Annotated in this window: 14 protein-coding genes; 10 read left to right on the top strand and 4 right to left on the bottom strand. The window is 71.3% G+C overall.

The annotated features are described in order from the left end of the window. Positions 1-73 precede the first annotated feature (73 nt). A complete protein-coding gene (locus tag CCR97_RS21735) occupies positions 74-529 on the top strand; it encodes a hypothetical protein (protein WP_111359864.1) in 456 nt (151 codons plus the stop codon). Positions 530-667: 138 nt separating this feature from the next. Here CCR97_RS21735 and CCR97_RS21730 read toward each other — a convergent pair whose 3' ends face one another. Next, positions 668-928 (bottom strand): hypothetical protein, encoded by a 261-nt coding sequence (locus tag CCR97_RS21730; protein ID WP_111359863.1) that lies wholly within the window; start codon positions 926-928, stop codon positions 668-670. A gap of 139 nt (positions 929-1067) precedes the next feature. Next, entirely contained in the window at positions 1068-2114 is a 1047-nt protein-coding gene (locus tag CCR97_RS21725; protein WP_111359865.1) for a S1C family serine protease, read from the bottom strand. 341 nt (positions 2115-2455) lie between these two features. Here CCR97_RS21725 and CCR97_RS21720 point away from each other — a divergent pair, with 341 nt between their 5' ends. Then, positions 2456-3478 (top strand): Gfo/Idh/MocA family protein, encoded by a 1023-nt coding sequence (locus tag CCR97_RS21720; RefSeq protein WP_111359862.1) that lies wholly within the window; start codon positions 2456-2458, stop codon positions 3476-3478. Between the two features lie 31 nt (positions 3479-3509). On the opposite strand, the gene CCR97_RS21715 is transcribed toward CCR97_RS21720, so the two are convergent. Both CCR97_RS21715 and CCR97_RS21710 read right to left on the bottom strand, forming a co-directional pair. Next, entirely contained in the window at positions 3510-3797 is a 288-nt protein-coding gene (locus CCR97_RS21715; protein WP_111359861.1) for a type II toxin-antitoxin system RelE/ParE family toxin, read from the bottom strand. Continuing rightward, the gene (locus CCR97_RS21710; protein ID WP_111359860.1) at positions 3794-4033 is read right to left on the bottom strand and encodes a CopG family ribbon-helix-helix protein; all 240 of its coding nucleotides are present in this window, start codon (positions 4031-4033) and stop codon (positions 3794-3796) included. The genes CCR97_RS21715 and CCR97_RS21710 overlap by 4 nt, the downstream gene beginning before the upstream one ends. 458 nt (positions 4034-4491) lie before the next feature. Here CCR97_RS21710 and bchI point away from each other — a divergent pair, with 458 nt between their 5' ends. From bchI to CCR97_RS21670, 8 genes are all read left to right on the top strand, one after another. Further along, entirely contained in the window at positions 4492-5514 is a 1023-nt protein-coding gene (bchI, locus tag CCR97_RS21705) for a magnesium chelatase ATPase subunit I (RefSeq protein ID WP_111360145.1), read from the top strand. After that, positions 5511-7328: a magnesium chelatase subunit D gene (locus tag CCR97_RS21700; RefSeq protein ID WP_111360146.1), complete on the top strand. Its 1818-nt coding sequence runs from the start codon at positions 5511-5513 to the stop codon at positions 7326-7328. The genes bchI and CCR97_RS21700 overlap by 4 nt, the downstream gene beginning before the upstream one ends. A gap of 353 nt (positions 7329-7681) precedes the next feature. Continuing rightward, on the top strand, positions 7682-8806 hold the full coding sequence (locus CCR97_RS21695) for an alpha/beta fold hydrolase (RefSeq protein WP_111359525.1): 1125 nt from the start codon (positions 7682-7684) through the stop codon (positions 8804-8806). Positions 8807-9049: 243 nt separating this feature from the next. After that, positions 9050-10120, top strand: a complete 1071-nt coding sequence (locus CCR97_RS21690; RefSeq protein WP_111359526.1) for a class 1 fructose-bisphosphatase — start codon at positions 9050-9052, stop codon at positions 10118-10120. 165 nt (positions 10121-10285) lie between these two features. Continuing rightward, on the top strand, positions 10286-11173 hold the full coding sequence (gene bchO, locus CCR97_RS21685) for an alpha/beta fold hydrolase BchO (RefSeq protein WP_111359527.1): 888 nt from the start codon (positions 10286-10288) through the stop codon (positions 11171-11173). Positions 11174-11530: 357 nt separating this feature from the next. Then, positions 11531-12763, top strand: coding sequence for an argininosuccinate synthase (locus CCR97_RS21680; RefSeq protein WP_111359528.1), 1233 nt, complete (start codon positions 11531-11533; stop codon positions 12761-12763). A 247-nt stretch (positions 12764-13010) separates the two neighbouring features. Next, positions 13011-13412 carry a 6-pyruvoyl trahydropterin synthase family protein gene (locus tag CCR97_RS21675; protein WP_111360605.1) on the top strand — a complete coding sequence of 134 codons (402 nt, stop codon included), beginning with the start codon at positions 13011-13013 and terminating at the stop codon, positions 13410-13412. Positions 13413-13569: 157 nt separating this feature from the next. After that, positions 13570-14557: glycosyltransferase family 4 protein (locus tag CCR97_RS21670; protein WP_201159838.1), on the top strand; the 988-nt coding region annotated here is incomplete at its 3' end.

Below are 14557 nucleotides of genomic sequence, written 5' to 3'. Positions count from 1 at the left end.
GCCCCGAGCGTCCGCCGGCCCGCACGACGACATGCGAGACGACTCACAGAACGACTCACAAAACGACACAATCGTGTCGCACGATTATCCGATCAGCGAATGGAGCAAGCCGATGTGTCCGTCCCGCGTCTGTCAGGTGCTGCTCACCGGTGCCGTGGTCGGCGCCGTGGCGTCGATGATCGTCTCCACCGCGGCGCTCGCATCGGCGACCGACCCGGCGACGACCGGCGCGCCGCGCGTCGATCCGGTGGTGCAGACCCAGGCCCAGGCTCCGGCGGCTTCCGAGCCGTCCGTCCGTCCGAGCGAGCCGTCCGCCACCCCCACCGCCCCCGTCGGGCCGTCGGCGACGACGGCGTCGCCCGCCGCGAGGACGGCGGTGCCCGCCAAGCCCCGGATCGCCCGCGCTCCGTCCGCGCAGCCGCGGCCGTATCGCGCCGTCGCGCCCCGGCCGGCGCCGCGCAGCCCCTACATGATCGCCGCCCGGCTGGAGCGGGCCTGGTTCCCGGTCTACATCGGCGTCGGCTGGTGACGCAGCGGCGCCGCCGCGCCGCAGCACCCACGGCTCGAATCAAAAAGGCCGCGCGATGCGCGGCCTTTTTTTCGTCGAACCTGTCTCGTGCCGATTGTATCGTGCCTGCGGCCGATCTGATCACGGCGAACCGCGTGATCAGATCGTGCCGTTGCGCTTCATCACGGTCCGGCAGGCCGGGCTGAGCTTGACGCGCTCGGTCTTCAGGCAGGCGATCACCCGGGTGGCGTCCGGGATGGCGCTGCTGCACAGCCGGAACGCGTCGGGGATGCAGGCGGAGCGTTCCTCGTCGGTGCCCATGGCGGCCCCGGCCGTGGCGGACACGGCGAGCAGGACGGCGGCGGCCACGAGGCTGCGGACAGAGCGGCGATTCGGATGCGAGCGGCGGTGCGGCGACATGGCGATTTCCTCCGGTTCGCCGGCGTCGCTGCGCCGGTCGTGACGTGGAGGATGGCGCCGCCGCCGGCGTCGTGACTGTGCGTCACCTCACATGCAAAGTGGCGGGCTGACCGTCCGGGCGCGCGGCGGTGCCGTCACGTCACGGTCGTCCGCCGATGTCGACCACCTCGACCGTGAGCGTGACGGTGCGGCCGCCGCGCAGCACCGAGAGCGCGATCGTGTTGCCGACGCCGACCTGCTCGAGCTTGTCGCTCAGATCGACGAGACGGCGGATCGGCTCGCCGTTGCAGGCCGTGATCACGTCGCCGACGACGCCGCCCATGCGGTCGACGCCGCGCAGGCCGGCGCGGTCGGCCGGCGAGCCCGGCACGGTGCGCACCACGACCAGGCCCTCGACCCCGAGCCGGGTGGCGAGCGATTCGGGCGCCGCGACGATGCCGATGCCGGGCGTCGGCACCCGTCCGTTCCGGATCAGCGCCGGGACGACGCGGTTGACTGTGTCGACCGGCACGGCGAAGCCGATGCCGGCGTTGGAGCCCGAGGGCGAGAAGATCGCCGTGTTGACGCCGATCAGCCGGCCGGCCGAGTCGAGCAGCGGCCCACCCGAGTTGCCCGGATTGATCGCCGCGTCGGTCTGGATCACGTTGGTGATCTCGCGCCCCGTCTGGGTCGGCAGACGGCGCTTGAGTGCCGAGATCACGCCGGTGGTGAGCGACTGGTCGAGCCCGAACGGGTTGCCGATCGCGAACGCCGCCTGGCCGACCTGCAGGTCGCCGGAGCTGCCGATCGGGATCGGCGGCGGCAGCGACCGGGCCGGGATGCGCAGCACCGCGAGGTCGTAGTTCGGCGCCATGCCGCGCACCGTGGCGCGGGCGACCTCGCCGTTGGCGAGCCGCACCGCGATCTCGCTCGCGCCCTGCACCACATGGGCGTTGGTGACGATGTGGCCGGCGGCGTCCCACACGAAGCCGGTGCCGGTCTGGGCGCCGCCGTTCTGCTCGTCCGGCTCCGCCCCGGCGAAGGTGTCGCCGCCCGCCCGTCCGGCGACCTGCACGACCGACGGCGACACCCGGTTGAAGATCGCGATCGTCGTCTTCTCCCACTCGGCGAGATTGCCGCGCGGCTCGATCGCCCGCGGCTCGGTGGCCGAGTAGAACAGCTGCTGGATCCAGGGCTGCGCCAGCATGACGGCGAGCACCAGCACGACGGCGAGGAGAACGTAGCGAACGGTCCGGTCCACAGGGCACTCCGATGACGGCGACGGCGGCGCCGGAGCACGATCCCGAAAAGGGCCTTATCGTGTTCGGAACGAAGTGCTCCGGCAGAAGCATCATAGGACCGCTCCGCCTCGTGAATAAGGCTGCCGCCGGCCTCCGGTTCCGCTGCGACGGCCTGCCGCAGCGATGAGCGGAGGCGGGACTGCCCGGCGCCCGGCGCGTGTTGACGCCGGGCCGCGAGCCGTGCCGGAGTCGGGGGCGGCCCGCCCGGGCCGCACAACCTCACAAGAACACGACGACGGGGGAACGCATGCTCAGGACCGCGATCGCGGGGCTCGGCTGGTGGGGCCGAACGCTGGTCGAATCGGTGGACGGCTCGGACGTGATGACGGTCGTGGCCGCCGCGCAGCCGCGGGTCGCGCCGGAGATGGCGGAGTTCATGGCGGCGCGCCGCCTTCGACACGTGCCCTCGGTCGACGACCTCGCCCGCGACGACGGCGTCGACGCCGTCATCCTGGCGACGCCGCCGTCCGGCCACGCCGCCGAGGTGACGACGCTGGCGCGCGCCGGCAAGCACGTGTTCTGCGAGAAGCCGTTCACCTACGACAAGGCGTCGGCCGCGGCGGCGGTCGCCGCCGTCGCGCAGGCCGGCGTCGCGCTCGGCATCGGCTTCAATCGCCGCTTCCACCCCGAGATGATCGGGCTCGCGGAGCGCATCCGCACCGGCGGCCTCGGCGTGCTCGAGCACATCGAGTGCATCATGACGGTGCCCAACGCCCTGTTCATGGCGAAGACGGCGTGGCGCGCCAAGCCCGAGGAGGCGCCGTGCGGGGCGCTGGCGCCGCTCGGCGTGCACGCCATCGACGCCTTCATCCAACTCGCCGGCGAGATCGACACGATCTACTGCCAGAGCTTTCGCCGCGCCGTCGAGCTGCCGACCGACGACACCACCTCGGCGCTGTTCCGCCTGAAGAGCGGCGCGTCCGCCTATCTCGGCATGATGATGGCGACGGCGCCGAGTTTCGTGATCCAGGCCTACGGCTCGAAGGGCCTGGTGCGGCTCGACGGCATGACGCACGTCGCCGGCGCGACGTCCGAGGAGCGCCGCACCGGCCTGTTCGGCGAGTGCCGCTTCCAGCCCGTGAAGGGGGAGGCGGAGACCTGGACGGCGGCGCGCGTCGACACGGCCCGCGCGGGTCTCGAAGCGTTCGCCCGCGCCGCCCAGGGCGGTCCGGCCTTCCCGATCACGCCGGCCGAGATCGTCCACGGCGCCGCCGCGAGCGAAGCCCTGATCCGCTCCGCCGCGAGCGGAGAGGTGCAGCGGGTGGGGTAGGGACAGCGGGCGGCGCGGACGAAGGCTGGTGTCAGTCGAAGCGCTCCGGCCAGCGTCGTGCGCCGTGGAAGACGGCCAGGATCTCCACATTGCCGTTGCGCACCCGGTAGGGGACGACGAAGGGTGTCGAAGTGACGACGAGCTCCCGCGTGCCGGCGATGCGCCCGGCGCGCCCGAGATGCGGCTGGTCCGCGAGGAGATCCGTCTGATCCAAGATGCGGCCGATCATCCTCGCGGCGGCAGCCCGGTCGTCGCGTGCGATGTAATCGCCGATCGCTTCGAGGTCGCGGAGCGCGGGTGCGGTCCAGCGCGGCCTCATGGGCGAGACGCGAACTTCCGGCGGACCCTCTCGACCTCGGCATCGCTCGCGAAGTCACCGCGGTCCGCCGCGGCGACGCCCGCCTCGATCTTCCCCATCTGCCAGGCGTTCAGCGCGACGAAGTCCTCGACCGCCTTGGTCACCAGCCAGCTCCGCGACCGCTCCGTCTGCACGGCGAGGCGATCGAGGGCCGCGAGGGTGTCGTCGTCGAGGCGGACCGTGAAGCCGGACGGCATGGGGGCTCCTTCGTCGCTGTGGTTCGGATGTAATCTAGTCGAACCGGAATGGTTGCGCCATGCGGCCGGCGGATCGAGGCTCGAAACCTCCCCCCGCCGCGCGGGAGAGGTCGACGTTCGCGCGATCAGCGCGGATGTCGGGTGAGGGGGGCGCCGCGAGTCTGAGCTTTACGGAGGCGCCCCCTCACCCGACTCGGACCTTCGGTCCGAGCCACCCTCTCCCCGCGCGGCGGTGAGAGGGATAGGGCGCCGTGCCCGAACACGCAGCCGGCCGATGAGAGGGGCGCGATGTCCAAGACCTCTCCGCCGCGACTAATCCCGCGACCTCCGGGGGCTTACGCATGTTGCGGCGAGTTGACACTCCCTATACTTCTCGGGCCTGACAGATTGCGCGGTCCGTCCACGGCCGGCGGGCCGGCGCCCCGTTCCCGTATTGCCTCATCGAGATTGGGCCCCTCATGGCATTGGTGTTTCCGTTCTCCGCCATCGTCGGGCAGGACGAGATCAAGCTCGCCCTGCTGATCGCGGCAGTCGATTCCTCCGTCGGTGGCGTGCTCGCCTTCGGCGATCGCGGCACCGGCAAGTCGACCGCGGTGCGCGCCCTAGCGCAGCTCCTCCCGAAAATGAAGGTCGTGGTCGGCTGCCCGTATGCCTGCGATCCGGCGAAGCCGGCCGCGTCGTGCGAGCACTGCCGCGGCAAGTCCGAGGCCGAGCTGAAGAGCCGGCAGGTGCCGGTGCCGGTGGTCGATCTGCCGCTCGGCGCCACCGAGGACCGGGTGGTCGGCGCCCTCGACCTCGAGCGGGCGCTCACCCAGGGCGTCAAGGCGTTCGAGCCGGGGCTCCTGGCCCGCGCCCATCGCGGCTTCCTCTACATCGACGAGGCGAACCTCCTGGAGGACCACCTGGTCGACCTGCTGCTCGACGTCGCCGCCTCGGGCGAGAACGTGGTCGAGCGCGAGGGTCTGTCCATTCGGCATCCGGCCAAGTTCGTGCTGGTCGGCACCGGCAATCCGGAGGAGGGCGAGCTGCGTCCGCAGCTCCTCGATCGCTTCGGCCTGTCGGTCGAGGTGCGCACGCCCGAGGACCTCGCGACTCGCATCGAGGTGGTGCGCCGGCGCGACGCCTTCGAGCGCGACCCGGAGGCCTTCATCGCCAAGTGGAAGAAGGAGGACGACAAGCTCCGCCGCAAGATTCTCGCGGCCCGTGAGCGTGTGTCGTCCGTCAAGGTGCCGGACGCGACGCTGGAGAGTGCGGCGAAGCTGTGCATGGGGCTCGGCACCGACGGCCTGCGCGGCGAGCTCACCCTGATCCGGGCGGCGCGTGCGCTCGCCGCCTACGAGGGCGACGCGAGCGTCGGCGACAAGCACCTCAAGCGGGTGGCGCCGTCGGCGCTGCGCCACCGCCTGCGCCGCAACCCGCTCGACGAGGCGGGCTCGACGGTGCGGGTCGAGCGCGCGCTGGCGGAGCATTTCGCGGCATGACCGACGCGGCCGAGACCGCAGCGCCCGAACGGTCCCCCTGGGCCGACGCGGTCCTGGCGGCGGCACTCTTCGCGGTCGATCCGGCCGGCACGGTCGGCGTCGCCCTGCGGTCGTTGCCCGGGCTCGCCCGCGACCGCTGGCTGATGACGCTGCGAAAGCTGCTGCCGGAGGGCGCGCCGGTGCGCCGGCTGCCGCATCACGTCAGCGACAGCCGCCTGCTCGGCGGGCTCGATCTCGCGGCGACGCTGCGGGCCGGCCGGCCGATCGCCGAGCGCGGGATTCTCACCGAGACCGACGGCGGCGTGCTGATCGCCGCCATGGCGGAGCGGATGTCGGCCGGCACGGCGGCCCGTATCGGCGCCGTGCTCGACAATGGCGGCGTCACGGTCGAGCGCGACAGCATCGCGATCGATGCGCCGACCCGGTTCGGCATCGTCGCCCTCGACGAGGGCATGACCGAGGACGAGCAGCCGCCGACCGCGCTCGCCGACCGCCTCGCCTTCCGGCTCAACTTCGAGGGCGTCTCGGCCGAGCCGCCGGCCGAGGATGCGCCCGACGCCGACGACATCGCGCTGGCGCGCGAAAAGCTCAACAGCATCGTGGCGCCCGACGACGTCGTCGAGGCGCTGTGCGGCACCGCGCTGTCGCTCGGCGTCTGGTCGCTGCGCGCGCCCCTGCAGGCGCTCGCGGTGGCCCGCGCACACGCCGCCCTGATGGGGCGTGACGAGATCGCCAAGGAGGATGCGGCGGTCGCCGCCCGCCTGGTGCTGGCGCCGCGCGCCACCCGCCTGCCGCTGCCGCCCCCGGAGGAGGAGACACCGCCGGAGGACCAGCAGCAAGAGGACGAGCCGCCGCCGCCGGACGGCAAGAACGAGGAGCAGGAGAACGTCGAGGACCAGCCGCTCGAGGACATGATCCTCGAAGCCGCCAAGGCGGCGATCCCGTCCGGGCTTCTCGAGCAGCTCCGCCTGCAGGGCCGGATCAAGCCGCGCATCCCGTCGACCGGCCGCGCGGGGCATCTCCAGAAGACGAAACTGCGTGGTCGCCCGGCCGGGGTGCGGCGCGGCGAGCCGCGCGCGGGCGGTGCCCGCCTGAACCTGATCGAGACGCTGCGCGCCGCGGCACCCTGGCAGCCGCTGCGCCGGCGCGAGCGCGCGCTGGCCGGCGAGACCGAGCGCACTGCCCGCATCGAGGTGCGCAAGGACGACTTCCGCATCACCCGCTTCAAGCAGAAGACCGAGACGGCGACGATCTTCGTGGTCGACGCCTCCGGCTCGTCGGCCCTGCACCGGCTCGCCGAGGCGAAGGGCGCGGTCGAGCTCTTGCTCGCCGACTGCTACGTCCGCCGCGATCAGGTCGCCATGGTGTCGTTCCGCGGTAAGGTCGCCGAGATCCTGCTGCCGCCGACCCGGTCGCTCGTCCGGGCCAAGCGCAACCTCGCGGGGCTTCCCGGTGGCGGCGGCACGCCGCTCGCCTGCGGCATAGACCTCGCCGTGGCGCTGGCCGACCAGATTCGCCGCAAGGGACAGACGCCGTTCATCATCCTGTTGACCGACGGCTCCGCCAACATCGCCCGCGACGGCTCGCCGGGCCGGCCGAAGGCCGAGGAGGACGCGCTCGCCTCGGCGCGGCTGCTGCGCGCCGCCGGCCTCACCGCGCTGCTGGTCGACACCGCACCGCATCCCCGCCCGTTGGCGCGAAAGATCGCCGGCGAGATGGACGCCATGTACCTGCCGCTGCCCTATGCCGACGCAGCGGCGATCTCGGGCGCCGTCAAGGCGGTGTCGCCGCCCCGCGAGTCGCTCGCCGGGTAGGGCCACGTTCCCAGAGCCGTTCCTAGAGCCTCTCCCCGCTGCGCGGGGAGAGGTCGACGTTCGCGCGATCAGCGCGGACGTCGGGTGAGGGGGCGTTTCGTGGATACGGAGGCGCCCTCTCATCCGTCTCGCCGCGATGCGGCGAGCCACCTTCTCCCCGCGCGCGGGGAGAAGGAAGAGCGGCGAGCCGCCTTCTTGTCGCGCGAGAGCGCGACCCCGCGCGCGGGGAGAAGGAAGACAACGCCACGCCTCGTCGTGCGGCAAAACAGGTGGCGCAGAGAACCAACCGGCCATGCCGGTCGTTATGGAGGTGTTCGGGCGCGCGACCGCGACCGCCAGCCGAGGGTTTCCCTATGCCGATCAAGTCGACGCTCGCCCGCCGCCCGCTGCCGGTGCATCGCGGGATCAATGCGGGCCGGCGCGGCACCGGGGCCGGCTGGGTGCGCGGGATCGCCGCCGTGCCGGCCGTCGCGGCGCTCGGCTGGATCGCCGTCAGCGCCTTCCTGATCCCCAAGAAGGTGCGGATGCCGCCGGCCCTGCCGGGCGACCAGCGCGACATGGATTCGATCGCTGGCCGGCTGAGCTACTACGTCGACGGTCCCGCCCCGACCACGGCGCCGGCCGCCGAGGCCACCGCGGTGGCCGAGTCCGACCTGCCGCCGCTCCTCCTGATTCACAGCGTCAACGCCGCCGCCTCGGCCTACGAGGTCAAGCCGATCTACGAGGCGGCGCGGACCCGGCGCCCGGTCTATGCCCTCGACCTGCCGGGCTTCGGCTTCTCCGAGCGCAGCGATCGCACCTACACGCCGCGCCTGATGACCGACGCCGTGCTGGCCATGGTGGAGGAGATCAAGCGCATCCACGGCGACCGCCCGGTCGATGCCATCGCCCTGTCGCTCGGCTCGGAGTTCTTGGCCCGTGCCGCCGCCGAAGCCCCGAACGCGTTCCGCAGCGTCGCCTTCGTCAGCCCGACCGGGCTCGATTCGCGTGGGCCCTATTACGGGCCGCCGGGCAGCACCCGCGGCAGCACGGCCCTGCGCGGCGCATTCTCGTTCCCGGTGTGGGGCCGCGCCGTCTTCGATCTGCTCACCGTCCGGCCGAGCATCCGCTTCTTCCTCGAGAAGACCTGGGGCTCCAAGACGATCGACGAGGGGGTGTGGGACTACGCCTACCTGACCACGCATCAGCCGGGCGCCGAGCACGCGCCGTTCTGGTTCGTCGGCGGCCTCCTGTTCAGCCGCGACATCACCCGCGTCTACGAGCAGCTCGGCCTGCCCGTGCTGGTCGTCCACGGGACGCGCGGGGACTTTGTCGACTATGGACAGCTCGACAGTCTTGGGCGCCGGCCCAACTGGTCCGTGAAGGTGTTCGACACGGGCGCCTTCCCGCAATTCGAGCGGCCTGGCGATTTTGCCCGCGTCTACGACCTGTTCCTGACCGGCCTCGCGCCGGCCAAGCAGACGATGCCTGCGGGATGAGCGTGCAGCGCGGTCGTGCGCACAGCGCCGCCGGCGTCGCCGCGCGATCGCGCCCGACATATCGCGTGTGATGCAACATAAGCGTGGTTTTCCCGCGGGCCCGGGACTATAGTTTCGGTCGACGCGAGCAAGCGATGCCGGCGGATCTCCGACAGGCCGGCAACCGGAGCCTTCCCGCTCGAACCTTCCCGCTTGCAGCCTGCTCGTCGTGGACGTTATGAGTTGACGATTGGGAGACCGATAATGCTCACCGATCACACGACGCTGTCTCAATTCCTCATCGAAGAGCGGCGCAGATTCCCCGAAGCCACCGGCGATTTCAGTGCCCTGATCATCGATGTCGGCCTCGCCTGCAAGGCGATCGCCCGGCGGGTGGCCAACGGCGCGCTCGGCGGTGCGCTCGGCCAGGCCGGCACCACCAACATCCAGGGCGAGACGCAGCAGAAGCTCGACGTCATCGCCAACGACGTGTTCATCCGCGCCAACGAGTGGGGCGGCCAGCTCGCCGGCATGGCGTCGGAAGAGATGGACATGCCGTGGGCGATCCCGCCCCGCTACCCACGCGGCAAGTATCTCCTGCTGTTCGATCCGCTCGACGGCTCGTCCAACATCGACGTGAATGCGCCGGTCGGCAGCATCTTCTCGATTCTGCGTGCGCCCAATCCGGGCGTCGAGCCGCGGCCGGAAGATTTCCTGCAGCCCGGCGTCAAGCAGGTCTGCGCCGGCTACGCTATCTACGGACCGTCGACCATGCTGGTGCTCACCGTCGGCACCGGCGTGCACGGCTTCACGCTCGATCCGCAGCTCGGCGAGTTCATCCTGACGCATCCGCGCATCAAGATGCCGACGACCACCCAGGAGTTCGCCATCAACGCGTCGAACGCCCGGTTCTGGGAGCCGGCCGTGAAGCGCTACGTGGACGAGTGCCTCGAGGGGCAGCCGGGGCCGCGCGGAAAAGACTTCAACATGCGCTGGATCGCGTCGCTGGTGGCCGATTGTCACCGCATCCTGATCCGCGGCGGCGTGTTCATGTATCCGCGCGACACCCGCGATCCGGGCAAGCCCGGCAAGCTGCGGCTGATGTACGAGGCGAACCCGATCGCGCTGATCGCCGAGCAGGCCGGCGGCATGGCGATCACGGGCCAGGACCGCATCCTCGACGTCAAGCCGACCAAGCTGCACCAGCGCATCGCCCTGATCTTCGGATCGCGCGAGGAGGTGGAGCGCATCGAGTCGTATCATCGCGACCACTCGGGCCGCGACTTCGGCACCCCGAAGTTCAAGACCGACGAGCTGTTCCAGACGGCGAAGTGAATTTCGAGCAGGGCGCGCCGGTCGGCAACGCCGGCCGGCGCGGCCCGCGATTTTCCAGAACCGTGATCCGGGCCGGGCGCGGCGGCGTAGGTTGTTTCGGACGGCACGGCGTGTCTCGATCACGAGGCGTTCCGGTCGTGACATTGCAGAGCATGACGTTTCGGGATGAGTGATCGTCTGGCGTGGGAGCGGGACGGCCGCGACTGGCCGAACCGCGACGCGAGCCGTTTCGTCGAGGCGGGCGGGATCAACTGGCACGTCCAGCAGACCGGGCACGGGCCCGTGCTGCTGCTGCTCCACGGCACCGGTGCCGCCACACATTCGTTCGCGGACATGATCCCGCGGCTCGCCGAGACATTCACCGTGGTGGCGCCCGATCTGCCCGGCCACGGCTTCACCCGCACCAAAGACGATTCGAGCCTGTCGCTGCCCGGCATGGCGGCCGCCGTGCGGGCGCTGCTCGATGCGCTCGGGGTCGAGCCGGCCCTGGTCGCCGGCCACTCGGCCGGGGCCGCCGTGCTGATCCGCATGGCGATCGACGGCACGCTGGCGCCGCGCGGCATCGTCTCGATCAACGGCGCCCTGATGCCGTTCCGCGGCGTCGCCGGCCACACCTTCGCGCCGATCGCCCGGGTGCTGGCCTCCAACACGCTGACCGCGCGGGCGTTCGCCTGGTGGGCCGAGGGGCGCGGCCCGATCCGCGGCATCCTGAACTCGACCGGCTCGACCATCTCGCCCGAGGGCGAAGAGCTCTATGCCCGGCTCGCCCGCAACCCGCACCATGTCCACGCCGCCCTCGTGATGATGGCGAACTGGGACCTCGAGCGCCTCACCGCCGACCTGCCACGACTCGCGGTGCCGCTGCTGTTGATCGCCGGCGGCCGCGACGGCACGGTGCCGCCCGACGAATCGTTCCAGGCGCGCGACCGCGTGCCCGGCTCCCGCGTCGTCTGCCTGCGCACGCTCGGCCACCTCGCCCACGAGGAGAAGCCGGCCGAGATCTCCGCGCTGATCTCCGAGTTCTGGGGCGAGGTGGGGCCGCAGGCGGGCTGAGGCCACGGCCCGAGACGTCACCGTCATTCCGGGGCGCGGCGAAGCCGCGAACCCGGAATCCAGCGACAGTCCGAATGTGCGGCTGGATTCCGGGTCCGGCGCTTCGCACCGGCCCGGAATGACCGAGGCGCTTGACGCCCGCGGCCTGGGACCAGGAGCGCCGAGGCCGCGTGTATCCCCCGCGCCAGACAACCGTTGCCTCCCGAAACCGCCGCCGGCAACGCTGCCGCCCGCGGCCCGCGGCTTGCACGGGCGCGCCGTCCGCCTATAGTCCGCCGCGATTTTCACGAGACGCCGACAGAGGGCCCGGACCGCCGCGGCCGTCGGCACGAGGAGCGGCCGTCCGGCCGAGAGGGCATGGCAAAGAGCGACGTCAAGAAGGTGGTGCTGGCCTATTCGGGCGGTCTCGACACCTCGATCATCCTGAAGTGGCTGCAGACGACCTATGGCTGCGAGGTCGTCACCTTCACGGCCGATCTCGGCCAGGGCGAGGAGCTGGAGCCGGCCCGCCAGAAGGCGCTGCTGCTCGGCATCAAGCCGGAGAACATCTTCATCGAGGATCTGCGCGAAGAGTTCGTGCGCGACTACGTGTTCCCGATGTTCCGGGCCAACGCCGTCTACGAGGGCCAGTATCTGCTCGGCACCTCGATCGCGCGCCCGCTGATCGGCAAGAAGCAGATCGAGATCGCCGAGAAGGTCGGCGCCGACGCGGTCTGTCATGGCGCCACCGGCAAGGGCAACGACCAGGTCCGCTTCGAGCTCGCCTATTACGCGCTGAAGCCGGACGTGAAGGTGATCGCGCCGTGGCGCGAATGGGATCTCACCTCGCGCACCAAGCTGATCGAGTTCGCCGAGCAGCATCAGATCCCGATCGCCAAGGACAAGCGCGGCGAGGCGCCGTTCTCCACCGACGCCAACCTCCTGCACACCTCCTCGGAGGGCAAGGTGCTGGAGGACCCGGCGCAGGACGTGCCGGACTACGTCTTCAGCCGCACCGTCAATCCCGAGGATGCGCCCAACCACGCGACCTTCCTGACCGTCGACTTCGAGCGCGGCGACGCGGTGGCGATCGACGGCGTCAAGCTGTCGCCGGCGACGCTGCTCGCCAAGCTCAACGATCTCGGCCGCGTCAACGGCATCGGCCGTCTCGACCTGGTCGAGAACCGTTACGTGGGCATGAAGTCGCGCGGCATGTACGAGACCCCCGGCGGCACCATCCTGCTCGCCGCGCATCGCGGCATCGAGTCGATCACGCTCGACCGCGGCGCCGGCCACCTCAAGGACGAGCTGATGCCGAAATACGCCGAGCTCGTCTACAACGGCTTCTGGTTCGCGCCCGAGCGCGAGATGCTGCAGGCCGCGATCGACAAGAGCCAGGAGTTCGTCACCGGCCGGGTGCGGCTCAAACTCTACAAGGGCAACGTGACGGTGGTCGGCCGCGAGAGCCCGTACTCGCTCTACGACCAGGAGCTCGTCACCTTCGAGGAAGGCGCGGTCGCCTACGACCAGCACGACGCCCAGGGCTTCATCAAGCTCAACGCGCTCCGCCTGCGCACCCTCGGCCAGCGCAAGAAGCGCATGGGGAAGTGAGGGCAGGGATTCTGTCGTCCCGGGGCGCTGCGAAGCAGCGAACCCGGGACCCATACACCCTGTCTTTCGTGAGCCACCCGCACCGGGGGTATGGATCCCGGGCTCGCGGACCTTGCGGTCCGCGCCCCGGATGACGGCAACGCTCCCCGCCGGGGAGAGGTGACGGTGGTCGCGGCGGCACCGTGCGCGTTGCGCGTCCGTCGACATCTTCGGCTAATCTGGCGCCCCCGAACCGGAGGCCGCGCCCGTGTATGCCGTCGAAGTCCGTCATCACATCATGATCGCCCACTCGTTCCGCGGGGCCGTGTTCGGCCCGGCGCAGGCGCTGCACGGCGCGACCTTCGTGGTCGACGCGGCGATCCTCGCCGAGGCGCTCGACCAGAACGGCATCGTGGTCGACATCGGCCGGCTCGACGAGGCCCTGAAGGCCGTGTTGGCGCCGCTGAACTACAAGAATCTCGACGACCTGCCGCAGTTCGCCGGCAAGAACACGACGACCGAATTTTTGACCCGCCACGTCCACGACACGCTCGCCGAGACGGCGCGCGCCGGCGGGCTCGGCCGCGACGGCCGCGAGCTCCACGCCATCCGCGTCACCATCTCCGAATCGCACGTCGCCCGCGCCTGGTACGAGGCGCCGCTGTGGTGAGGGTTTGTCGTCGGCCTCTCCTGGTCATTCCGGGGCGCAGACCGCAGGTCTGCGAACCCGGAATCCAGTTTCGGCGTCATGAGCGTGTGGCTGGATTCCGGGTTCGGCGCTGTACGCCGCCCCGGAATGACCGGCGGCTTGTTCGGTCGAGCGCGACATGAAGCGCCTCGTCTTCGCCGTGCCCGGCGATCTCGACACGCCGACCGGCGGCTACGGCTACGACAAGCGCCTGATCGCCGAGCTGCGCGCGGCCGGCTGGCGCGTCGACGTGCTGTCGCTCGGCGACGGCTTTCCGTGGCCCGACGTCGCGACCCGCCGGACGGCCGTGGCGATGCTCGACGCGGTCGCGGCCGGCACGCCCGTGATCGTCGACGGCCTCGCCTACGGAGTGCTGCCGGAGCTCGCCGCGACGGTGTGCCGCCGCGTGCCGGTCGTCGCGCTGGTGCATCATCCGCTGGCGCTGGAGGCCGGGCTGTCGCCAGCCCAAGCCGATGTGTTGCGGGCGAGCGAGCGCGCGGCGCTCGCCGGTGCCCGCGCCGTCATCGTCACCAGCCCGGCGACGGCGCGCTGCGTCGCCGCCGACTACGGCGTCGCGCCGGACCGCATCGCCGTCGCGGTGCCGGGCACCGACAGGCCGGCCCACGTCTTGGCGGCCCACTCCTCGCCGGCCCGCTTCTTGCCTGATGAGATCGACGTGTCGCGTCCCCTTGCAGGTGAGGATCGCGCTGCAAATTTGATCTCGGTCGGGTCGCTGGTCCCGCGCAAGGGCTACGATGTTCTGATCGAGGCGCTGGCTCGGCTGCGGGATGTCGACTGGCGCCTCGTCATCGTCGGGCCGCAGGATCGTGATCCGATGACGGCCGCGTCCGTCGCCGCGCTGATCACGGCCCGCGGGCTCGCGGATCGTGTCACGCTGGCCGGCACCGTCTCGGCGGACCGGCTCGCGACCCTCTACGCGGAGGCCGACCTGTTCGTGTCGGCATCTGTGTTCGAAGGATACGGAATGGCGTTCGCCGAGGCGACGAGCTACGGCCTGCCGGTGGTCGGGACGACGGGCGGGGCGATCCCCGACACGGTCCCGCCCGGCGCCGGGATTCTGGTCCCGCCGGGCGATGTCGCGGCGTTCGCCGCGGCGCTGCGCGAGG

This window comes from Rhodoplanes elegans, assembly GCF_016653355.1.
GTDB lineage: Bacteria > Pseudomonadota > Alphaproteobacteria > Rhizobiales > Xanthobacteraceae > Rhodoplanes > Rhodoplanes elegans.
This window is presented reverse-complemented; position numbering and strand designations above follow the sequence as displayed.

Excerpts from the sequence above, each read along its gene's own strand:
- CCR97_RS21730 (WP_111359863.1), bottom strand. The coding sequence starts at position 928 with ATGTCGCCGCACCGCCGCTCGCATCCGAATCGCCGCTCTGTCCGCAGC.
- CCR97_RS21725 (WP_111359865.1), bottom strand. The coding sequence starts at position 2,114 with ATGCTGGCGCAGCCCTGGATCCAGCAGCTGTTCTACTCGGCCACCGAG.
- CCR97_RS21720 (WP_111359862.1), top strand. The coding sequence starts at position 2,456 with ATGCTCAGGACCGCGATCGCGGGGCTCGGCTGGTGGGGCCGAACGCTG.
- CCR97_RS21715 (WP_111359861.1), bottom strand. The coding sequence starts at position 3,797 with ATGAGGCCGCGCTGGACCGCACCCGCGCTCCGCGACCTCGAAGCGATC.
- CCR97_RS21710 (WP_111359860.1), bottom strand. The coding sequence starts at position 4,033 with ATGCCGTCCGGCTTCACGGTCCGCCTCGACGACGACACCCTCGCGGCC.
- bchI (WP_111360145.1), top strand. The coding sequence starts at position 4,492 with ATGGCATTGGTGTTTCCGTTCTCCGCCATCGTCGGGCAGGACGAGATC.
- CCR97_RS21700 (WP_111360146.1), top strand. The coding sequence starts at position 5,511 with ATGACCGACGCGGCCGAGACCGCAGCGCCCGAACGGTCCCCCTGGGCC.
- CCR97_RS21695 (WP_111359525.1), top strand. The coding sequence starts at position 7,682 with ATGCCGATCAAGTCGACGCTCGCCCGCCGCCCGCTGCCGGTGCATCGC.
- CCR97_RS21690 (WP_111359526.1), top strand. The coding sequence starts at position 9,050 with ATGCTCACCGATCACACGACGCTGTCTCAATTCCTCATCGAAGAGCGG.
- bchO (WP_111359527.1), top strand. The coding sequence starts at position 10,286 with ATGAGTGATCGTCTGGCGTGGGAGCGGGACGGCCGCGACTGGCCGAAC.
- CCR97_RS21680 (WP_111359528.1), top strand. The coding sequence starts at position 11,531 with ATGGCAAAGAGCGACGTCAAGAAGGTGGTGCTGGCCTATTCGGGCGGT.